The sequence below is a fragment of the Pseudoalteromonas sp. A41-2 genome, from assembly GCF_015767615.1.
Taxonomy (GTDB): Bacteria; Pseudomonadota; Gammaproteobacteria; order Enterobacterales; family Alteromonadaceae; genus Pseudoalteromonas; species Pseudoalteromonas lipolytica.
Genome location: NZ_CP065231.1, coordinates 268,249 through 287,925 on the forward strand (window position 1 = coordinate 268,249; position 19,677 = coordinate 287,925).

A 19,677-nucleotide genomic window follows, 5' to 3' on the forward strand; every position below is an offset into this window, starting at 1 on the left:
TAATAGATCAAAATTACTAAATGCCATGGAGAGACACATGAGTTTCAGCAAGTCGATTTTAACAGTGGGTGTTTTAGCCGTTTTATTAACGGGGTGTGAAACAACTAACACAGGTAAAGGTGCTGCAATCGGTGCCGCAACAGGTGCGGTATTAGGTAAAGCAACAGGCGATCATGATGATAAGCGTATCTTTATTGGTGCGGCCATTGGTGCGTTAGCGGGTGCTGCTGTCGGTGACTACATGGATAAGCAAGAAGAAGCATTCCGTGACGAGCTAGCAGGCTCGGGTGTTGAAGTGGTACGTGAAGGCGATAATATTCGCTTAGTTATGCCATCAAACATCACTTTTGCGACAGATCAATCTTATATCTCATCAGGCTTTCACAGCACCCTTGATGCCATTGCACAAGTGATGAACAAATACGAAAAAACCTACTTAAGTGTTGAAGGTCACACTGATAGCACAGGTAAAGACAGCTATAACATGACACTGTCGCAGCAACGTGCGCAAAGTGTTAAAGATTATTTAGTTAATCATCAAATTATGTCGGCACGTATTAGCACACGTGGCTATGGCGAAACACGCCCTGTAGCGAGTAATGATACAGCCAATGGTCGTGCTTTAAACCGCCGTGTAGAGATTCAAATCGTACCAAACACACAAGGTTAGGCTTAATGTAGTCTAGATTTGTGGTCAGGTTTGATATGCCCTTTCAAACCTGACATCCCTCCTTGGATATTAATCCCGATTAAATTGCAATTCGCAAAGCTGCTTATACAGTGGGTTACTAGTCAATAGCTGCTGGTGTGTACCTGTCGCTATAATTTCACCCTTGTCCATTACCACGATGACGTCAGCATGTTTTACGGTGGCTAAGCGGTGGGCAATAATGAGTGTTGTTCTGTCTTTCATTAAGTGCTCGAGTGCCGCTTGCACATGAGACTCGCTTTGTGCATCAAGTGCGCTGGTTGCTTCATCGAGTAATAAAATAGCTGGATCCTTTAAAATAGCGCGAGCAAGCACAATCCGCTGCTTTTGCCCACCAGAAAGACGTACCCCTTGTTCACCTAAAAAGCTGTGATAGCCCTGCGGTAGCTGCGTGATAAATTCATCGGCGTGTGCATATTTGGCTGCCGTGTATACCTGCTCGTCACTCGCATGGGGATTGCCATAGCGAATGTTATGCATTACATCGCAGCTAAACAAAATGGGGTTTTGTGCCACCATGCCCATTTGTTGGCGTAAACAGTGAAGAGATAATTCTTTAATATTAATGCCAGCTAATGAAATACTCCCTGCGCTCGGATCGTAAAATCGTTGCAATAATTCAAATAATGTTGTTTTGCCTGCACCAGAGGGACCAACAATGGCGACTGTTTGACCCTGTTTTACTTCTAAATTAAGTGTACTAAGTGCTGCATTATCGGGTCTAGATGGATAATTAAATGATACATTGTCAAAACGAATAGCAGGGTGGTCAGCTTTATTTAATTCGAGCTGATCATCTTTATTGTGTGCGGGGTTTTGAATCATACTTTCAACAGCGAGCAGCTCTAACAGTCTTGCTGCCGCACCTGCTGCGCGTTGTAACTCACCGTACACTTCGGCAACTGTTGCAACCGACATAGCCACCATAATGGCATAGAATACAAAGGCACCTAGCTCGCCGCCCGTCATGGTACCCGCGAGCACATCACTGCCGCCTACCCAAAGCATCACGCTGATGGCACTAAAGGTTAGAAAGATCACTGCAGCAATTAAAAGTGAGCGTTGTTTAATACGACTTTTTGCGACTAAAAATGCTTTATTCGTTTCTTCAGCAAAAGCCGCTTTTTCGCGCGCTTCATGACTAAAACTTTGTACGACCTTAATATTTTGAATAATTTCGCCTGCATAAGTACTGATATCGGCAATGGCATCTTGGCTCGAACTTGCTAGTTTACGCACTTTACGACCAAAAATTAGCATAGGAACTAACACCATAGGTACACAGGCAACGACCACTAAGGTTAGTTTTAAATTAGTAATTAGCAGCATAGCAAGGCCACCCACTAACATTAAGCTGCTACGAAGCGCCATAGAAAATGATGAGCCAATAATCGATTGCAGCAATGTGGTGTCGGTGGTGAGTCGTGACATCAGCTCGCCGCTACGGTTTTCTTCAAAGTAGCTTGGGTGTAACGTTACAATTCGCTCGAAAATCGCGTTACGAATATCATTACTGACTCGTTCACCTATCCACGACATTAAATAAAAACGACAAAATGTGCCGATTGCTAATAGGCTGATAAGGCCAATAAGAACCATCACTGCTTGTTGAAGTTGTTCTTGAGAGCCTGCAATAAAGCCATGATCAATAACAAACTTCACTCCTTGGCCGAGTGACAAGTTAACGCCTGCGGTGAGTAATAATGCCCCAAGGGCTGCAAATACCACCCATTTGTAGGGCTTAATAAACGCTAAAACGGGTAACAGGCTACTGAACGCGGCCTTTTCTTTGTTAATTGCCATGCTAGATTCTTATTTGTGAATAGGGTATAGATATGGTTATCATCGCTTTAAAAATCAACAGTAAAATAAGGGATTAGTATGGAATCAACAGTGATAAGCGGTCAATTTAACGTGAAATTAAACCCAATTGGGGGGTATGCGACAGGTCAAGATGGCGTGAATCTTGGCCGTATGTCGATAGATAAAACGTTTACAGGCGCTCTGGAAGCAACTAGCCAAGGAGAGATGCTGAGCGCAATGACGGCAACCCAAGGCAGTGCAGGATATGTTGCTATTGAACAAGTGGTTGGTAGTCTGAATGGCAAACAAGGTAGCTTTGTATTACAACATTTTGGCACCATGGATAAAGGCACAGACAGGTTAATTTTAGAAGTCGTGCCAGATTCAGGCGCTGGTGAATTGGTGGGGCTTACGGGTAAAATGGCAATCCGCATTGAGGCGGGAATTCATTACTATGATTTTGAGTATGAGTTAACAAGCTAATATGCAAAAAATTATTGAATTTAAAAAGAAACGTTTTCTGGGTGGACTTGATATCACTGCGTTAAATCAGAAAGTGTACGAGTTAGGCCAATCTGGCTGGCAGGTTAAAACAATCACCACAGCCACCGGTTTTTATGGTCAAATAACGGCCGTTTTATTGTTAGTAGAGAATAATGAATTATGACACTCACAGAGTGGTTGAGTTTAGTGTTAATTTGTATCATGGGTGCTATGTCGCCAGGGCCAAGTTTAGCGGTTGTGTTAAAGCATAGCCTTCACGGTGGTATGAAAAACGGCATGCTGGCGGCCGTGAGTCATGGTGTGGGAGTGGGGTTTTATGCGAGCGCCTCTTTGCTTGGATTAGGTGCACTGATGACCAAGTTACCTACACTTTATAACGTACTCGTGTATGGTGGTGCCGCCTACCTTGCTTATTTAGGTATACGTATATTACTGGCAAAACCCAGTTCGCAAGCCGTGAAAGTTGAACAAGCCATACCTAGTCAACGCGCTGCGTTACAAGATGGTTTTGCTATTGCGTTTTTGAACCCCAAACTTGCGGTGTTCTTTTTAGCGCTCTTCTCACAGTTTATTGACCCAGAAAATCTCACGTTACAGGTTGGCTTGATCATGTGCTTAACTGTATTTGTACTGGATACTGGCTGGTATTTGTTGGTTGCCTTACTCACAGAAATATCAAAAAAGCGCTTTGGTTTTACTAAAGCGAATCCACTTTTTGAAAAACTACTCGGCATGATCTTTATCGCACTTGCAGTGCGTGTCGTGAAAACACTTTAAAGGAGCCTGTGATGTCAGAGACAAGTATATTGAGCGCCCGCTTTAATCCTAAAGTAAAACAGTATTGGTTATTACTGGGTATGTTTACCTGTGTGATTAGTATGATAGGTATTCCTTTTATCCCTATTGTTGCTCTTATTATTTGGCTGGTGGCAGGGCGTATTCTAGCTGCTATGTCGGCACAGCTATTAACGCGAAAACTGGTCGTTAAACGGGGTGTGTTCTTCAAAGAAGAAAAATCAATACCGCTTGAAAAAATCACTGATGTGGCATTAAGCCAAGGGCCTTTAATGCGCCAGTTTGGTTTGTACCGACTCAGCTTCGAAACGGCTGGGCAATCTGGTCAGGGGGCTTTGGTGTCTTTACTCGGCGTGATTGATGCTGCTGAATTTCGTGAAGCCATCCTAAAGCAAAAGGATGAAATAAGCCAAACAAGCGCTAAGGCTGAGCCACAATCTGAGGATAACCAGTTAGCGCTTTTGCGTTCACTGACCTATAGCGTAAAAAACATTGAGCAAATGTTAGTTACGCTATTAGATGAAAAGCGTTAAACAGATTGCAACGTTGTGCTGCCAGCTTTTAGCGTAAAGGCTTTTTTGCGATCATTGAGCATGGTGTAACTGGCCGTTTTAATACTGCTTACAAATTGCCATTCTGCATGCGCTTGCTGTTCGGTGAAAGTGACTGTTAAATAACCGCGTTCAACTAGGTTATTATAGGCCAAGTCATTAACCAGTAATGCGATCACTTGTTCCATCTGTGCAACTGTTTCGGCTGATTGGCTGTTGAGTGCCAAATAGTTTTCAAGGCCAGGTGATGATACAGAAGACGTTGCAAACTCAACGCCGGCAGTGAGTGACGCTGCAAACGGATTACTCGCATCGGTAACGAGTTGGCCTGCCCATGCATTGTGAGTGTCGCCAGCGAGGACCACGAGGTTCTTCTCTGCAGTGATTGCCGTGCCAAGTATCACTTCTCTCTCGTAAGCATAACCATCCCATGCATCTAGGTTATAAGGTGCTGTTGTTTCTACCCGTGCTCGTTCTTGTGCTGTCACACTTGGATCCCCCGCTAAAATGCGTCCTTTAATTTGCGCAAGTTCGCTGAATAATACATTGGCTTTTGCAAGTAACTCACTGGGATCATTGCCTCCGGCTTGTGCTATTTGAATTGACATTAACAGTTGCAGTATTTCAAAAGGTAAGTGCATTTTAGTCATTAATACTTGCTGACCCAGTACTTGCCATTGTGTTGTTGCCGTACTTAACCCGTCGGTAAGCCAAGTGAGTTGCTCGTTTCCTAATAGGGCTCTCGATGGTGAACTGATTGCAGCGGCAAAATCGCTTTGTCCTTGTGCACTTGTTAAATCAAAGTCGGCATAGTTTAGTTGTTCATCACGGGCTAAAACACGCGTATCGAGCATGTGCAATGACACTAAATTACCAAATTCAAAACGGCGATAAATTCGTTCTTTATCGGCGACATTGCGTATTGGCATCCATTCAAAATAGGCTTGTAAGGCGTGCAGCTTACGTTCGGTAAAATCGCCTTCTCCTTCGTTATGGTTTTCAGCACCATTTTTCCACGTGTCGTTGGTAATTTCGTGGTCGTCCCACACCGTTATAAATGCGCAATTACCGTGTGCGGCTTGTAAGTCTTTATCTGTACGGTAATGGGCATAGCGTTTGCGGTAATCAGTAAGCGAAATAATTTCTTCACTGTTATCATTGGGCAGTAAGCGTCCAAGTAAGGCTGCATCCTCTGTGGCATAGCCGTTATTACCGTATTCGTAAATGTAATCACCCAAATGCAGTACCGCATCTAAATCGGTTTGCTTTGCTATTTCACCATACACATGGAAAAAGCCTGCGGGGTAGTTGGCACATGACACAACTGCAAATTTTACTTGCTCAATGGTGCCCGTAGGGAGTGTTTTACCTTTCCCAATAGGTGATGTTTTGCCATTACTTATAAAGCGGAAATAATAGGTGGTGTTTGCAGTTAATCCTTGTAGATCAACTTTTAAGGTGAAATCAGTTGCCGCTGTTACGTCGGTCTCGCCATCGTGGCTAATCGTGTCAAAATTAGCATCGGTAGATGCTTGCCACTTGACTTTAATACTGGAGGTTGCGGTATCAAGAGGCGTAACGCGGGTCCAAATTATAAGGCTATCGGCCAGTGGGTCACCACTTGCAACTCCATGCTCAAAACTGACATGGGTGCTGACATCTTCATCGTCGTCTAAAGTGCAGCCCGTTAAGCCTAAAGATAAAACGGCGACCCCAAATCCGGCCGCCGATGCTTTTAAAAAATGTCTTCGTGTAAATGTCATTGCTCTGTACCTGTTAAAAGAAAAGTAAGAGCTTATCCGACCAGTGTTACTGTTCTGTGAAGCTAAAAAACGTGGCAGATTTGTTCAGCATTACACGTAATTACTGTGACATTCTCGTAACCTACGCGGGTTAGCGCTTCAGCACTGAGTGTGGCCCGGGCGCTACTTGCACAGTGCAAATAGATTGGCCGAGCAGGGTCTTTTTCAATTTCCATTAGTTTCATTTCAAGCACACCGCGCGGGATATTAATCGCACCTGTTGCGGCTTTTGTGGCATGCTCGGCGGGCTCACGTACATCAATTAATAAACCATGATTTTCGCTTAATTCTTGTTTTGCTTGCTCTGCACTAATGCGGCGCTGATTAGGGGCAACAATTTTCATTAGGTCAGGAATTGGGGTTAGCATACTAATCCTCCATGCCAAGTTTGCGTAATAGGGTGATCATAGGACACCACTTAGTGAATGCCGATTGAATTAAGTTTAGAGCAATAAATACCGTAAACCAAATCCACATAGGATTGTGAAACTGTTGGAGCAACAATGAAATACAGATCATTACACCAGCAATAAGGCGGAGCGCGTCATTTAGTTTCATAATTAAACCTCAATAACAAAGGGTGATGTAATTAATATATTAGAAAATTCTACATTAGTAAATTCTAATATTAGACTTTTCTAATATATCTATCTATACTTTACGGATATTTAAGAATATAGAGTGGTGTGATTATGAACATCGATTTTGCGGCAATGGCCGACAATGTTGAACAAGCAGAGCAAATATTAAAGATCTTAGCGAATAAAAATCGCTTGATGATTCTATGCTCATTGCAAGAGGGAGAACTGAGTGTCAGTGAGCTTAATGAAGCGGTTCCTCTGGCACAGTCTGCTTTGTCTCAGCATTTAGCTGCACTGAGAAAAGCTGAAATTGTGGCGACTCGTCGTGAAAGCCAAACAATTTACTATCGTGTCGTTGATAAAAGTGTGATGGCTATTTTAGAAACACTTCATGGTTTATTTTGTAAAGGTAGTTAAGGGATGAATGCTATCGATAATGCCGTAAAAAATAGCTTAAGTGGGCGAATTCCAGTCATTATTTTTATAATGGCGATACTGCTTGGTCTCATGGCGCTAAAGCAAACACCACGCGAAGAGGAGCCACAAATAGTGGTGCCCATGCTCGATATTTATGTTGCTGCCCCGAATGTTGAAGCCCCAGAAGTCGCTCGGTTAGTGACAGAACCATTAGAAAAGCTATTAGCGCAATTAACCGGTGTTGAACACATCTACTCGACGACACACAGTAATAATGCTGTGGTTACATTGCGCTTTGAAGTGGGCCATGATCGCGAAAAAGCGATACTCGATACGTATGCCAAGCTTTACAGTTACCAGCACACTATGGCGTCAGTGATTACATCGTGGCAAATTCGCCCCGTTGAGGTGAATGATGTGCCAATTGTGATGCTTGGGTTGTTCAGCAAAGACCCAAAACTCTATGATGACTACCAGTTAACGCGTTTTGCGAATGAAATTGCCACAAGCTTACAGCGCATTGAAAATACCAGCGAAGTCAAAGTGATAGCAGGTCGAACTCGGCAGCTCACTATCGACCTTGATGCCAGCGCATTAGCGGCACACCAAACCACTTTAAACGACGTATATTATGCCCTCAAGGTGTCTAACCAGCTAGTTAATGTTGGCAGTGTTGTAGATGGTAAACAGCACATTGCTTTGCAAGTGGGGGATGTATTACGTACTCAGTCGGCAATTGAACACCTCGTTGTTAACGTAGTAAATGGTAAAAGTGTTTATTTGAATGATGTGGCGACTGTCGCCGATGGCCCCAGCGAAGCCCAAAGTTATCAATGGCTTGCTCAATCAGATACTGAGCAGCAACTGCCATTAGTGACGATTAGTGTTGCCAAGCAAGCAGGCACAAATGCGGTGGCTGTTGCGAATCAAGTGCATGATGTGATGAACCAACTATCGGTGACATTATTGCCTGATGAAGTTGGCTACACGGTACTGCGTGACTATGGCCGAACTGCCAATGAAAAAGTGAATAACCTCACTTCTAGTTTGGTGTTTGCAGTATTTACAGTGGTTATTTTTGTTGGCGTGTTTTTAGGCTGGCGGCCCGCTATTGTGGTCGGTCTTGCGGTGCCTATTTGCTACGGTATTACTTTAACGCTCGACTTCGCATTTGGGTATACCATTAACCGAGTAACCCTGTTTGCACTGATTTTATCTCTGGGCTTACTTGTTGATGACCCTATTACAGGAATCGACAATATCAGCCGTTTTATCACTAAAAAAGGTGATAAAAAACAAAATATTGTTGATGCCATGAGTGAAATTAGAGTGGCTCTATTTATGTCGACTCTAACCATTATGGTGGCATTCATTCCGCTTGCGTTTATCACTGGCATGATGGGCCCTTACATGGCACCTATGGCATTCAATGTGCCTGTTAGTGTAATGGTTTCAACTATGGTGGCGTTTTTTGTGACGCCATGGCTGGCCATGAAATTACTCAAAGCCCCCGTTGATGACAACATGCAATTAGAGGCCAACCCTCATAGTTTATATGAGCGTATTTTGTCGCCATTACTTGAATCTAAAGGCCGTGCAAAACTAGTACTATGGATCACCTTAGGGTTGTTTATCGCCAGTGCCATGTTGCCAGTAATGCGCGCTGTCCCATTAAAGTTGCTACCGTTTGATAATAAAAACGAACTCCAAGTCTTAATCGATATGCCAGAAGGCACCAGTCTTGAGCAAACAGCCGCTTTTACCCGAAAAGTGCAATCGGTCACTTGGCAATTAAATGAAGTGAGCGAAGCGGCAGCGTATGTTGGCCAGCCATCAAGCATGGACTTTAATGGTATGGTCCGTGGGTATTACCGAAGAGAAGCCGCAAACCTTGCTGAGCTTAGAGTATTACTAGTTGATAAAACCGAGCGTGACCATCAATCTCATGGTGTGGTTATGCGCTTACGTGCTGCATTAGCCCCTCTGGCAACCGAGGGTATTGTGCTAAAAGTGGTTGAAGTACCGCCAGGGCCTCCTGTCCTAAGCACCTTGGTGGCCGAAGTATACAGTGATCCATTTGTTGATACACACACGCACCATCAGGCTGCAGCTGCTGTTGCAAATAGACTTAAACAAGAACCGCATGTAGTCGAAGTTGATACCAGTATGGCTGCTAATGCGCCATTACAACGCTTCATAACAGATAAAACCAAAGCGTCGTTATCGGCTGTTTCAACCCAAGATATCGCACACGCTTTAGCGATTGCCTCGCACGGTGAAAATGTCGGTGTGCTGTATGTTAGTGGAGAAACTAACCCTGTCGCTATTAAATTGCAGCTACCATATCAAGATCGTAACCAATTTGCTCAGTTACTCGCATTGCAAGTTCGTGGCGACAGAGAGCTTGCAAAAACCAGCGATGAGTTTGGGCTGCAAAGTGCGCCACGTCCGCTGGTGGCATTATCTGAGTTAGGGGCATTTAAATATCGCGATGTTGCAAAACCGATTATGCGTAAAGATCAGCGAAATGTGATTTACGTCATGGCTGAACTCAATGGCCGGACACCCGCTGAGGTAATTGCCGATGTTAATGCAGATTTAGCTGTTAGCAGTAATGCGTTCAAGCAAAGTGATTGGCAAAGCAGGCATTTTTTTAGTAACGGTGGCACCGCGTCATGGCAATTACCTGCGGGGACAGAGGTCACTTTCAGTGGTGAAGGTGAATGGCGCATAACGATTGATGTATTCCGTGACATGGGGATTGCGTTTGCGTTTGCATTAACGGCCATTTTTATCATTCTGCGTATTCAAACACACTCTGCCAGTTTGTCACTGATTATTATGTCGGCTATTCCCTTGACAGTCATTGGTATCATGCCGGGTTTTTGGTTATTGAATCAATTTGGTGAGCGCAGTATTGCTGGCGCCCCTGAGCCTGTGCTGTTCACTGCAACGGCCATGATAGGCATGATTGCGCTTGCGGGGATAGTTGTGCGTAACTCACTTATTTTAGTTGAGTTTATTAATCAAGCGCGCGGGCAAGGTATGGCTATTAAAGAAGCACTTATTGCAGCGGGTACTGTGCGTATGCGACCTGTTTTACTGACCGCAGGCACCACTTTATTAGGTAACTTGGTAATCACTTTAGACCCTGTGTTCAGTGGCCTAGCGATTGCGATTATTTTTGGTATTGTGGCATCAACACTGTTCTCATTGTTTGTTGTGCCATTGGTTTATTATTTAGTGTTTGCAAAGGATGCAGCCAAAGAGGAACACGCTCATGCAGGGTAAATCGAAACTTATTGGTTCAATTATCGCGTTAATGGTCATTATTGTTGCGGTACTTTACATGGCTGGCAGCTTTTCTGATAAACAAGCCCCAGGCATAAAAAATCCCGCGGCGAGTGAGTACACAGGTCAGTTACTAACCGTGACATTGGCTGATATTGCACGTGATGAAATTGTGCCAGGGACCGTTATTGCTAAGCAAAATACCCAAATATCATCGCGCGTTATGGCGCAAGTTGAGCGTTTAAATGTGCGTGCTGGTGACACTGTGCGTCAAGGTGATGTATTAATTACCTTGCAACAAGACGATTTTAAAGCACAGCTTGCTCAAAGTGACGCACAAATTAATGCTATTAATGCCTCGCTTACCCAAGCTGAAAAGCAGCTCAAGCGAGTTAATGACCTTTTCAAACAAGGTTTAGTGTCAGTCAGTGATTATGATGATGCGAAAGCAAGGTTTGATAATTTAAGCGCAAATCTAGCCATTGCTAAGCAGCAGCAAACTCAAGCGCAAGTGGCATTGAGTTTTACAAAAATTAAAGCGCCTATTTCAGGCGTGGTCGTAGAGCGATTTGCTGAACCGGGTGATACCGCTACTCCGGGCAAACCGTTACTTGCGCTTTATAACCCACAACAATTGCAATTGGCGTTTAATGTCAGGGAGCAGCAAGCTATTAAGTTGGCTGTTGGGCAAACATTAACAGTAACGCTTCCAGCATTATCGACATCTATGAGCGCAACGGTAACCGAAATTGTTCCCGTAGCTGATAGCGCAGCCCGCAGTATGGAAATCCGCTTAGAAACGCAGGCTCAAATAGGGTTAATGCCGGGATTGTATGCGCAATTACGTTTACCATTGGTCACTGCCAAAGGCGTATTGATTGACCCAAGCTGGGTGCATCAATATGGTCAATTAAGTATGGTGTATGTGAAAGAAGGCGGTCATATTGTGCGTCGCTACGTACGCTTAGGCGAAATGGTGGGTAATAAGCAGCACATCGTTGCAGGCTTAAACCCTGGTGATGTGCTGGCTGTCGATTATTAATGTAACCAGTTTATATTTAGCATGGGACTTTAACCGTCGCTATTTTTTCGCCTTGAATGTCATGATAGTGTTTTTCACATAAATGATTATCCCAACCTCCTGAACTTCCTCCAAAAATAGGTGAGTGGCTGCTGCCACTGCCTATGGGAGTTTTAGATGAATGAGATAAATTTTGATCCAGTGCTTCTTCCAGGCAAGAAGAGATCTCCTTCACTCCCCCTTTAGTTAGCAGAGAGAGTGTATATCCTTCGAACTTCGTAAATAATGGATTTAATTCGACATCTAATCCCCTGAATTCTTTAATCCACTTTACATTAAAAACCACTTTATAACCTGTGCTGTCAGGTACATCAGAGTGGGTAGGTAAATCAACTATGGTATTGAAGTTGCGTGATACTTTTTTCCAGCTACCTTGATATGAAAACCCTAAAGCAAACAGCGAAAATCCCGTTGAATCCATTTTATCTGTCATGAAGGCAGATTCTGGGTTTTTAAAATCTCGATAAACTTTATGATTTAACTTCGTTTGTAATTCTGAAGCTGTTTTTCCGCCATATGCAGCATTAACTGCGCTTTTTATGTGTGAAGGACATGTCTCAGAGTTAGTTTCGCTTATTGACATGAAGTTATTCGTGGTGTCGGAAGAGCTGCTTACAGGTTGCTGCTTAATTTGCGCTTGAGCTTCTTTTATAAAAGTAGAAAAGTTTTTATCAGTTATTTTGACTTTGTTTATAACTGATAAATCATTACTTGCTGGTGAGATATTTTGACTATATTTCTCAAGGTTCAAAGCCGGTAGGCCTTGGTTTTTATAACTAATCAAAAAAACAAAGTGGTTATCGCTTTGTGTGTCTGCAATAATTACTTTTTTACTGTCGGCATAACACGCTTCATTTCCTAAAGTTATTTCGTGCTTTGGATTCGATGACTCACAACGCATGTGTGGTGACTCTTGATTTGCATAATACTTAGCTTCGTTATAACTGCAGTTTTCACATAAATGCAGAGTAATATCTTTTTCAATAGCACTTACAGTGTTACTTATAAGAGTCAAAAGTAAAAAATAAAAAAAGAATAGTTTCATCGTAGCTCCTTGCTTTGATTTAATCTTATGATGTTAACTTTGTGAGTGTGTTTTTATTATAAAAAAGTGAGCGCACTTTTATCTTGTCAATCAAATAAAGGTTGCTATCTCGTCCAGTGGCTTTTTCACTAAGGCATGCTCAGGCAGGGTTGCATCAGCACTCGGGTAGCCTGCGATAAGGAGCATATAAGGGCGTTCGTTATCTTTATCTCGACCACAAACCTCGGTTAAAAAGCTCATTGGTTTTGGCGTATGCGTTAGTGTGGCAAGTCCTGCTCTGTGCAGGGCTTGAATCAAAAAGCCTGTGGCAAGGCCGACAGATTCATGCACATAATAGTTGGTGTTTTTATCATCGGATGTAATACCGCCTTTCTTTTGACTGAATACAGCAATAAGCCAAGGGGCATGCTCAAGGTAGGGTTTACTGGCATCGGTGCCAAGTGGCTTTAGAGCGTTCAGCCATTCTTCGCCAGCACGGCCTTCGTAAAAGGAGCGTTCCAGTTTTTCTGCCGCATCACGAATTTGTTTTTTAACGTCATGACTGTGTATCGCAACAAAGTGCCAAGGTTGATGGTTTGCGCCACTCGGTGCAGTACCTGCGGCTTTAATACAGGTTGCAATTATTTCTTTTGGGACTGGGCGGTCACTAAAACTGCGAATACTGTGTCGTCGCTGACTCACGGCTAAAAATTCTTCTGCACGCTTGAGCATTTCGTCGTGAGGGTATTCAATAAAATCATTGAGTGGCTTATTTTTGTGTTCTTGCATGGCTTTTCGCTTCTTATCTGTTAATGATGTCATCACATTATAGTTGTGTATGCAGGTTTCGGCGGTAGTCTTCTAACTCATTACTTAACCAGTCTTTTGATGTAAGTAACGTGCCATTGCTAAGTCTGACTTTATAGGGCTTACCGCTCCATGAACTTTTACTGGCGAGATTCTCTATAAACTTTTCGGCGGTTTTAGCGTAACGAGTTGCTTTACTGTATTTCATCGCCAAGTGCTCGGCGGCATCTTTACTTGAATGTTCGGTCCCGTTGCGAATAAAAATAGCATCGCTCTGCGCCACAAAGTCTATTAAATGATTAATCTCTTGCTCTGCAGTGTTGGCATAACTTAATTGACTAACAGATAGTAACATCAGGCTCAGTAGCCAATATCCTTTGATCATTACTTTCATCGTGCTTCTTGCTCTATCGTGAGGGTTGCAATTATGGGATTGTGATCTGAACTTTCAAGCTCAGGCACAACCGTTGTTTCTATTTTGACACCACGTACCCACACTTGGTCAAGTGCTAATCCAAATGCTTTGGTGCGTTTATCGTCTAAATAGATGGCTTCATGTAAACCAAGGTTTTTGAGTGTTTGTGTGACGAGTTGTTGTCTTTCATCACTCCAGGTGTTGAGGTCGCCAGCAAATATAATGGGGCCGGTGTGATGGCGCATAATGTCTGCAGCATCATCGAGTTGTTGTTTTAAGTCGCTAATGCCAAAGGTAAAGTTTATAGCGTGTAGGTTAACACTGAGTAATAACTGTTGATTTGGTAAGGCATATTCAACGATATTGGTCGCTTTTGGGCTGCGCAGCCACGGTTCTACATGCGTTAATGTACAGTGTACTGTAGCTGGCCAGCGGCTTAAGGTCATGACACCAGATTGCACGTTACCACTTTTATAGCCTTTGGCAAAACGCCAATAAGGCTTTAGATTGGTAAGGGTTGAGTCTTTAATGGCTTCTTGTAATAAGACAATATCTGCACTTTCATTGAGTGTGTTTAAGTCGTTGAGTAAGCCGTCAATTTGGGCTTTATAAATATTCCAACTGAGCAGTTCAAATTGATATGGCAATATATAGTGTCCCGCATAAGTTTGCAGACGGCTTTGTGCTAATTGTTGCTGGCAGCCAGCTAAATTAGCCGCCGTTTTTGTGATCCCTTGTTGTTCATCAGAAAGTGGCTCACTTGAAAGACTGTGCCAAGATAATAAACTCAAAAACAATAAGTGCAGATACGGTGCCATAATGCCCCTAAATTGCTGACCTAACCCTTAGTTGAAGACAACTTAAGTTTAGTTCAAAGTAAGCATGCTAAAAAAGAGATGCTTTTCTGGTACTCAATCACATATAAACACTGCGATGTTTTACTCATAACGCAGCGCATCAATTGGGTTTAAACGCGCAGCCTTAATAGCGGGCGCTAAACCAAACACAATACCAATCAATGAAGTAAAGCCAAACGACAGCATAATCGCCCAACCCGGTATGTAGGCTTCTGGCATGCTCGGCACTAATATTGAAATCAGTGCGGCAGCGCCATAACCAATCGCTAAACCAATTAAGCCGCCAAACAGCGATAGCACGACAGCTTCAACTAGAAATTGCAGCATGATAAAACCAGGTGTTGCCCCTAAGGCTTTTAAGGTGCCGATAACGCGGGTACGTTCCGTTACCGAAACCAGCATGATATTCATCACACCAATTCCACCGACGACTAGGCTTATACCTACAATTCCAGCGGTAATGGCAGTTGCGCTACCTGTAAATTTATCAACATTAGCACGGACTTTTTCCGCGGTCTCAAATTCAAAGTCGTCTTCATCACCGTCTTTTAATTTATGAAGCTGTCTGAGAATTCGACGAATTTTAGCCAACACTTGTGCTTCGTTAGCGTCGTCTTTTAAGCGGAACATCATTTGTACATTCGTATCAACGCTACCCCCTTCGAGGGCACTCATGGTGCTGATCGGAATATTAATATAATCGTCTTGATCAAAGCCAAGTAAGCTCCCTTGCTTTTCAGCAACACCAATAATGCGAAACCACTCACCGCCCAGTTTAATGTACTCGCCAACGGGGTTGTCGGGTAAGTTAAGCTTTTCAATTATCGATGGACCAATAAAAGCAACGCGACGGCGCTTTTCGTCATCTTCTGCGCGAATAAATCGGCCTAATTCAGGGTAGGTACGGTAGGCTCTTTGATAATCTTGTTCGGTGCCCATCACTCGTGACGAGTGGCTTTTGTTGCCATACTCAGCAGCGCCAGAAAATCGCCATGTAAACATTAATGCAGTGAAGGTTTCAGCTTCTTTTATTCGCGCCTTTAAGGTTAAGAAGTCGCTATAAGTTAGCTTGGCTTGCTGTCCCACCATTTCTTTTTCAACACTGGTATAGGGCTTTATATTGGTTACATCTGGAGACATATCAGCGAGTTGGTCATTAATTTGTTTGGTAAAACCCTGCATAACGGCCACCACAGTGACAACCGCAGCGACCCCGATGATGATCCCTAAACAGGTGAGGGCACTGCGCATGGCATTGGCTTTAATTGCCATGAGTGCCGCTTTACTTCCTTCCATTATTGCAATAGCAGATCTAAACATGCAGCCTTGCTCCTTCACCTTTACGAGTGTCGCTCACCACTTTCCCATCGACGAGTCGAATAACGCGTTGACAATGGTCGGCAATATCTTGCTCGTGAGTCACTAAAATAATGGTGTGGCCTTCGTTATGTAATTCATCAAATAGGGCCATGATCTCGGTGGTCGTTTTGCTATCTAAGTTACCGGTTGGCTCATCACCAAGTAGAATGTGTGGCTTGGTTACGAGCGCGCGGGCAATGGCTACACGTTGTCGTTGACCGCCAGATAGCTGGCTAGATAAATGGTTCACTTTATCGCCAAGGCCAACACGCTGTAATGACTCAAGCGCTTTTTTTTTGCGTTCTTTCGCGGAGATAAAACGATAAACGAGCGGCTGCATAACATTTTCCAGTGCGGAAGCGCGGGGTAATAAGTTAAAACTTTGAAATATGAAACCCACGCTTTCATTGCGTTGATGAGCAAGCTCAGTTTCACTCATTTGTTTAACTAACTTATCTTTTAAATAGTAATCACCACTGGTTGGGGTATCTAAACAGCCAAGCAAATTCATTAAGGTTGATTTACCTGAACCCGATGGGCCGATGATGGCAACATACTCATTTTGTGCAATTTCGATATTGATGTCATCCAGGGCTTTGAAAACTTGCTCGCCCATTTTGTACTGTTTATTAATATTAGTCAGTTTGATTACCACAGACATCAGGATGCCCCTTTTACAAGGCTGTCTTTAATTGCCACGGTATCGCCATCTTTTAATGAACTAAGCGGTCTTGCAGGACCAATCACAATGCGCTCACCCACCGTTACACCCTGTGTTATCGCTTGCTCTATATCTGATGAAATTCCCACCTTAACAGGCGATTTAGTGACGGTGTTATCGGCGTTTAGCTTCCATACAAAGTAGGTATCGTCTTCCTTTTGAATTGCTTCAATGGGGAGTTTTAAACCATTTTCGGTAATGCTTGTGGCAATTTCAGCTCGGCAACTCATACCAGCATAAAGTTGACGCTCAGTGGCATCAAGCAGCACTTTGACTTTAAACGATAGCCCTTGCGAACCTGGTTGGTTTTTTGCTGAAGTGCCAATGTTTATGACTTTTCCTGTAAAGGGTTGATTAGGGTAGGCTGCTGCATAAATGTCGGCATGTTGATTTAACTTTATGCCAGCAATATCAGTTTCATCAACCCGTAACTCCGCTAAAATTGCACTGGGGTCGGCGACTAGCATTAGGTCTGAACCAATAATGTTTGTCGTACCGGCTATCACGGTCTCACCTTCTTTAATGTTGACCGAAGCGAGTAGCCCACTCATGGGTGCGCGAAACACACTTTTATTTAAACGGTCTTCGGCAATCAGTAACGACGCTTGTGCTTGATGATAGGCTTCACGTTTCGCTTCAATATCAATTTCGGCTAAATCACGCGCGTTTTGTAGGTTTTCATACACTTCTTGGCCTGCAAGCCCGACTTCGTAGAGCTCTTTTTGTCGACTTAATTGTCGCTCAATATTTTTCAGGCGTGTTTCGCTGTGTTTAATATCAATCTCGGTTGCACGCAACACCGCTTTGTTTCGCGCCACCTCAGATTCAAATGCAGTGGTATCAAGGCGCATTAAAATATCGCCTTCGGTGACACTTTCACCTTCTTCAACAAATACCTTCGCAACCCGCCCAGTGACTTCTGAGCGTAACTGTACTTGGGTGTTAAATACCAGATTACCAGAGGCCAAAATTGAATCAGCAATACTACCTTGTTCAACGCTTGCTACATGCATTTCAGGCACTTTTTTGCTGTTTGTTATTTGCTTAGATATGAGTAATGCTGCAAATGCCGTGATAGCAAGGCCAATAATGATGGCTTTTTTCATGTTACTTCCTTGTGGGAGTAAGAGCGGCAATGCCGCTCATTTGATAGCTAGATGATTGCAATAACTGTCCAAATACCGTAGATCGCGATACTGGGTAGGGCAGCAAACAGGAGTGCTTTATTAAAGTTGAAGTTAGTCCAACACTTTAAACCGACTGCCGCTAGTACAATGCCCCAGATAGAGAAAATGTTTAGGCTTTCAAGCATGGTATAAAAAGGATGACCGACCTCAAGGCCGATGAGCAATTGATTGATTGAGGCATAATTAAAGAGGGTTGGTGAAAGCTGGTTGTTGCTGGCAGTTAAAACGAGGATCAATATACCCAAGCTTGAAATAACCATTGGCATCATGGTCCACACGCCAAACCCATACCACGCACCGTAACTATAGTTAGCCTCTGGATCTTGCTTTGATACAAATAGGTAGTAACCGGCCATCAATGCATTAATAACAGCTAAGCCAATAATACCACCAAAGAGCGCAAACCATACCTGCATATCAAGCGTTTGCTCCATGCTTTGACGGATCATTTTTTGCTCAGCAATTGTGGCATCAACACTGGCTGCAGCGACTTGCTGATCGATTAAAAACTGAGGATCTGCTTTGTTATAAAAAGCGAGCATACTTGCCGCGAGCATGCCTGCAAGTAATATGAAAGCAACAAAAGACCAGCCTTTTGCCTCCTTCACTCCATTAAACGCTTTGCTTGGGCTGATAAAAATATCAACTAGTGCTGTCACTGCATTCGACGATTTCATTATTATTCCTTGTTAAGTAACATTTATTTTTAGGTACTAAAATACCCTGATTTATTATTAATTAGAAGTCTGATTTGTAACTATATGTTAACAGTTGTGAATAGGGAAATTGTGTTATTCTTTAAAGAGTAAGATAGGTGTAATAATCAAGATTAAGTAGGTATATATAGTGAATAACAATGTGCGTTGTATTGATGAATTAGTACTGGGATTTTGGCGCTTGCTAGATTGGCAAATATCACCACAGCAATGCTTAAGCTTTTTAGAGCAAGCCATTGAAGTAGGGGTTACACACACTGACCATGCTGATATTTATGGTGAATACGGCTGCGAAGCTGAATTTGGTAAAGCGTTACAACTAAAGCCGAGTATTCGTGATGAAATAAAAATAATCACTAAATGTGGAATTAAACCCGCATTTCCCAGTTTAGGCTTGCAAGGCAAAGCGAATCATTATGACTCGAGTGCAGCCCATATCATCGCATCCGCTCAGCAATCGCTTAAACACTTTAATACCGACCGATTAGATGTGTTATTGATCCATCGCCCTGATTATTTAATGAATGCAGAAGAAGTAGCTGAAGCATTCAATACTTTAAAAGCAAATGGTGATGTTATTGACTTTGGTGTTTCAAACTTCACGCCGTCACAACTCAGCTTACTGCAGTCTCGTTTAGACTTTGATTTAGTCACGAATCAAATAGAGTTTTCGCCTTATGAGATGAAAGCGCTTGATGATGGGACTTTGGATCAATGCCAATTACTTGATATTAAACCCATGCTTTGGTCACCTTTAGCGGGCGGGCGTTTATTTTCAAATGACGATGAAAAAGCAGTGCGTTTGCGTGCGGTGTTGGAGCAAGTTGGCAACGAAATTGGAGCCAGCTCTATCGATCAAGTTGTGTATACTTGGTTACTCATGCACCCAAGTTTGCCATCAGTAGTATTGGGTACAGGCAACATTGCCCGGGTTAAATCAGCCGTTGCAGCGAAAGAATTCACAATGAATCGTGAGCAATGGTATCGTATTTGGCAAGGCTCTACAGGCCACAGTGTGCCATAATTTTAAAGTGCGCTTTAACGAGAAAAGGGCCTT

Annotated in this window: 21 protein-coding genes; 9 read left to right on the top strand and 12 right to left on the bottom strand. The window is 43.2% G+C overall.

What is annotated here, in order from left to right; translation table 11 throughout:
* Positions 1–37 precede the first annotated feature (37 nt).
* Entirely contained in the window at positions 38–670 is a 633-nt protein-coding gene (locus IT970_RS01280; RefSeq protein WP_036974089.1) for an OmpA family protein, read from the top strand.
* Between the two features lie 69 nt (positions 671–739).
* On the opposite strand, the gene IT970_RS01285 is transcribed toward IT970_RS01280, so the two are convergent.
* The gene (locus IT970_RS01285) at positions 740–2,512 is read right to left on the bottom strand and encodes an ABC transporter transmembrane domain-containing protein (protein ID WP_075594165.1); all 1,773 of its coding nucleotides are present in this window, start codon (positions 2,510–2,512) and stop codon (positions 740–742) included.
* 78 nt (positions 2,513–2,590) lie between these two features.
* Here IT970_RS01285 and IT970_RS01290 point away from each other — a divergent pair, with 78 nt between their 5' ends.
* From IT970_RS01290 to IT970_RS01305, 4 genes are read left to right on the top strand one after another with little or no spacing between them, the layout of a single operon-like run.
* The gene (locus IT970_RS01290; RefSeq protein WP_036974086.1) at positions 2,591–2,995 is read left to right on the top strand and encodes a DUF3224 domain-containing protein; all 405 of its coding nucleotides are present in this window, start codon (positions 2,591–2,593) and stop codon (positions 2,993–2,995) included.
* Position 2,996: 1 nt separating this feature from the next.
* Positions 2,997–3,179, top strand: coding sequence for a hypothetical protein (locus tag IT970_RS01295; protein ID WP_036974085.1), 183 nt, complete (start codon positions 2,997–2,999; stop codon positions 3,177–3,179).
* Positions 3,176–3,793: a LysE family translocator gene (locus IT970_RS01300; protein WP_196857553.1), complete on the top strand. Its 618-nt coding sequence runs from the start codon at positions 3,176–3,178 to the stop codon at positions 3,791–3,793. The genes IT970_RS01295 and IT970_RS01300 overlap by 4 nt, the downstream gene beginning before the upstream one ends.
* Before the next feature lie 11 nt (positions 3,794–3,804).
* A complete protein-coding gene (locus IT970_RS01305; RefSeq protein WP_196857554.1) occupies positions 3,805–4,344 on the top strand; it encodes a PH domain-containing protein in 540 nt (179 codons plus the stop codon).
* Here IT970_RS01305 and IT970_RS01310 read toward each other — a convergent pair.
* The 3 genes from IT970_RS01310 to IT970_RS01320 all read right to left on the bottom strand — a co-directional run bounded on the left by IT970_RS01310 (position 4,341) and on the right by IT970_RS01320 (position 6,722).
* The gene (locus IT970_RS01310; protein WP_196857555.1) at positions 4,341–6,125 is read right to left on the bottom strand and encodes an alkaline phosphatase D family protein; all 1,785 of its coding nucleotides are present in this window, start codon (positions 6,123–6,125) and stop codon (positions 4,341–4,343) included. The genes IT970_RS01305 and IT970_RS01310 overlap by 4 nt on opposite strands.
* A 62-nt stretch (positions 6,126–6,187) precedes the next feature.
* Positions 6,188–6,532: a rhodanese-like domain-containing protein gene (locus tag IT970_RS01315; protein ID WP_036974070.1), complete on the bottom strand. Its 345-nt coding sequence runs from the start codon at positions 6,530–6,532 to the stop codon at positions 6,188–6,190.
* 1 nt (position 6,533) lies between these two features.
* A complete protein-coding gene (locus tag IT970_RS01320; protein WP_036974067.1) occupies positions 6,534–6,722 on the bottom strand; it encodes a YgaP family membrane protein in 189 nt (62 codons plus the stop codon).
* Positions 6,723–6,856: 134 nt separating this feature from the next.
* On the opposite strand from IT970_RS01320, the gene IT970_RS01325 reads away from it, so the two are divergent.
* Genes IT970_RS01325 through IT970_RS01335 form a run of 3 tightly spaced genes read left to right on the top strand, consistent with a single transcriptional unit; the run spans position 6,857 to position 11,495 of the window.
* Entirely contained in the window at positions 6,857–7,162 is a 306-nt protein-coding gene (locus IT970_RS01325) for an ArsR/SmtB family transcription factor (protein WP_036974065.1), read from the top strand.
* 3 nt (positions 7,163–7,165) lie between these two features.
* Positions 7,166–10,453, top strand: coding sequence for an efflux RND transporter permease subunit (locus IT970_RS01330; RefSeq protein ID WP_196857556.1), 3,288 nt, complete (start codon positions 7,166–7,168; stop codon positions 10,451–10,453).
* Positions 10,443–11,495 (top strand): efflux RND transporter periplasmic adaptor subunit, encoded by a 1,053-nt coding sequence (locus IT970_RS01335; RefSeq protein ID WP_196857557.1) that lies wholly within the window; start codon positions 10,443–10,445, stop codon positions 11,493–11,495. The genes IT970_RS01330 and IT970_RS01335 overlap by 11 nt, the downstream gene beginning before the upstream one ends.
* Positions 11,496–11,511: 16 nt before the next feature.
* Here IT970_RS01335 and IT970_RS01340 read toward each other — a convergent pair whose 3' ends face one another.
* From IT970_RS01340 to IT970_RS01375, 8 genes are all read right to left on the bottom strand, one after another.
* On the bottom strand, positions 11,512–12,579 hold the full coding sequence (locus IT970_RS01340; protein WP_036974060.1) for a hypothetical protein: 1,068 nt from the start codon (positions 12,577–12,579) through the stop codon (positions 11,512–11,514).
* Between the two features lie 90 nt (positions 12,580–12,669).
* Positions 12,670–13,347: a nitroreductase family protein gene (locus tag IT970_RS01345; RefSeq protein WP_074989825.1), complete on the bottom strand. Its 678-nt coding sequence runs from the start codon at positions 13,345–13,347 to the stop codon at positions 12,670–12,672.
* A 37-nt stretch (positions 13,348–13,384) separates the two neighbouring features.
* Positions 13,385–13,759 (bottom strand): DUF5329 domain-containing protein, encoded by a 375-nt coding sequence (locus IT970_RS01350; RefSeq protein WP_036974056.1) that lies wholly within the window; start codon positions 13,757–13,759, stop codon positions 13,385–13,387.
* Positions 13,756–14,598 (bottom strand): endonuclease/exonuclease/phosphatase family protein, encoded by an 843-nt coding sequence (locus IT970_RS01355; protein ID WP_196857558.1) that lies wholly within the window; start codon positions 14,596–14,598, stop codon positions 13,756–13,758. Before IT970_RS01355 ends, IT970_RS01350 begins: the two co-directional genes overlap by 4 nt.
* A 120-nt stretch (positions 14,599–14,718) precedes the next feature.
* Entirely contained in the window at positions 14,719–15,957 is a 1,239-nt protein-coding gene (locus tag IT970_RS01360) for an ABC transporter permease (protein ID WP_036974052.1), read from the bottom strand.
* Positions 15,950–16,657, bottom strand: coding sequence for an ABC transporter ATP-binding protein (locus IT970_RS01365; RefSeq protein ID WP_036974050.1), 708 nt, complete (start codon positions 16,655–16,657; stop codon positions 15,950–15,952). The genes IT970_RS01360 and IT970_RS01365 overlap by 8 nt, the downstream gene beginning before the upstream one ends.
* Complete coding sequence (locus tag IT970_RS01370) at positions 16,657–17,823, bottom strand: efflux RND transporter periplasmic adaptor subunit (RefSeq protein WP_036974048.1); 1,167 nt, start codon at positions 17,821–17,823, stop codon at positions 16,657–16,659. Before IT970_RS01370 ends, IT970_RS01365 begins: the two co-directional genes overlap by 1 nt.
* Positions 17,824–17,870: 47 nt before the next feature.
* On the bottom strand, positions 17,871–18,581 hold the full coding sequence (locus IT970_RS01375; RefSeq protein ID WP_074989828.1) for a YIP1 family protein: 711 nt from the start codon (positions 18,579–18,581) through the stop codon (positions 17,871–17,873).
* A 169-nt stretch (positions 18,582–18,750) separates the two neighbouring features.
* Between IT970_RS01375 and IT970_RS01380 the strand changes: the two genes are divergently transcribed.
* Positions 18,751–19,644 carry an aldo/keto reductase gene (locus IT970_RS01380; RefSeq protein ID WP_196857559.1) on the top strand — a complete coding sequence of 298 codons (894 nt, stop codon included), beginning with the start codon at positions 18,751–18,753 and terminating at the stop codon, positions 19,642–19,644.
* The last annotated feature ends 33 nt before the right edge of the window (positions 19,645–19,677 follow it).

Excerpts from the sequence above, each read along its gene's own strand:
- IT970_RS01280 (WP_036974089.1), top strand. The coding sequence starts at position 38 with ATGAGTTTCAGCAAGTCGATTTTAACAGTGGGTGTTTTAGCCGTTTTA.
- IT970_RS01285 (WP_075594165.1), bottom strand. The coding sequence starts at position 2,512 with ATGGCAATTAACAAAGAAAAGGCCGCGTTCAGTAGCCTGTTACCCGTT.
- IT970_RS01290 (WP_036974086.1), top strand. The coding sequence starts at position 2,591 with ATGGAATCAACAGTGATAAGCGGTCAATTTAACGTGAAATTAAACCCA.
- IT970_RS01295 (WP_036974085.1), top strand. The coding sequence starts at position 2,997 with ATGCAAAAAATTATTGAATTTAAAAAGAAACGTTTTCTGGGTGGACTT.
- IT970_RS01300 (WP_196857553.1), top strand. The coding sequence starts at position 3,176 with ATGACACTCACAGAGTGGTTGAGTTTAGTGTTAATTTGTATCATGGGT.
- IT970_RS01305 (WP_196857554.1), top strand. The coding sequence starts at position 3,805 with ATGTCAGAGACAAGTATATTGAGCGCCCGCTTTAATCCTAAAGTAAAA.
- IT970_RS01310 (WP_196857555.1), bottom strand. The coding sequence starts at position 6,125 with ATGACATTTACACGAAGACATTTTTTAAAAGCATCGGCGGCCGGATTT.
- IT970_RS01315 (WP_036974070.1), bottom strand. The coding sequence starts at position 6,532 with ATGCTAACCCCAATTCCTGACCTAATGAAAATTGTTGCCCCTAATCAG.
- IT970_RS01320 (WP_036974067.1), bottom strand. The coding sequence starts at position 6,722 with ATGAAACTAAATGACGCGCTCCGCCTTATTGCTGGTGTAATGATCTGT.
- IT970_RS01325 (WP_036974065.1), top strand. The coding sequence starts at position 6,857 with ATGAACATCGATTTTGCGGCAATGGCCGACAATGTTGAACAAGCAGAG.
- IT970_RS01330 (WP_196857556.1), top strand. The coding sequence starts at position 7,166 with ATGAATGCTATCGATAATGCCGTAAAAAATAGCTTAAGTGGGCGAATT.
- IT970_RS01335 (WP_196857557.1), top strand. The coding sequence starts at position 10,443 with ATGCAGGGTAAATCGAAACTTATTGGTTCAATTATCGCGTTAATGGTC.
- IT970_RS01340 (WP_036974060.1), bottom strand. The coding sequence starts at position 12,579 with ATGAAACTATTCTTTTTTTATTTTTTACTTTTGACTCTTATAAGTAAC.
- IT970_RS01345 (WP_074989825.1), bottom strand. The coding sequence starts at position 13,347 with ATGCAAGAACACAAAAATAAGCCACTCAATGATTTTATTGAATACCCT.
- IT970_RS01350 (WP_036974056.1), bottom strand. The coding sequence starts at position 13,759 with ATGAAAGTAATGATCAAAGGATATTGGCTACTGAGCCTGATGTTACTA.
- IT970_RS01355 (WP_196857558.1), bottom strand. The coding sequence starts at position 14,598 with ATGGCACCGTATCTGCACTTATTGTTTTTGAGTTTATTATCTTGGCAC.
- IT970_RS01360 (WP_036974052.1), bottom strand. The coding sequence starts at position 15,957 with ATGTTTAGATCTGCTATTGCAATAATGGAAGGAAGTAAAGCGGCACTC.
- IT970_RS01365 (WP_036974050.1), bottom strand. The coding sequence starts at position 16,657 with ATGTCTGTGGTAATCAAACTGACTAATATTAATAAACAGTACAAAATG.
- IT970_RS01370 (WP_036974048.1), bottom strand. The coding sequence starts at position 17,823 with ATGAAAAAAGCCATCATTATTGGCCTTGCTATCACGGCATTTGCAGCA.
- IT970_RS01375 (WP_074989828.1), bottom strand. The coding sequence starts at position 18,581 with ATGAAATCGTCGAATGCAGTGACAGCACTAGTTGATATTTTTATCAGC.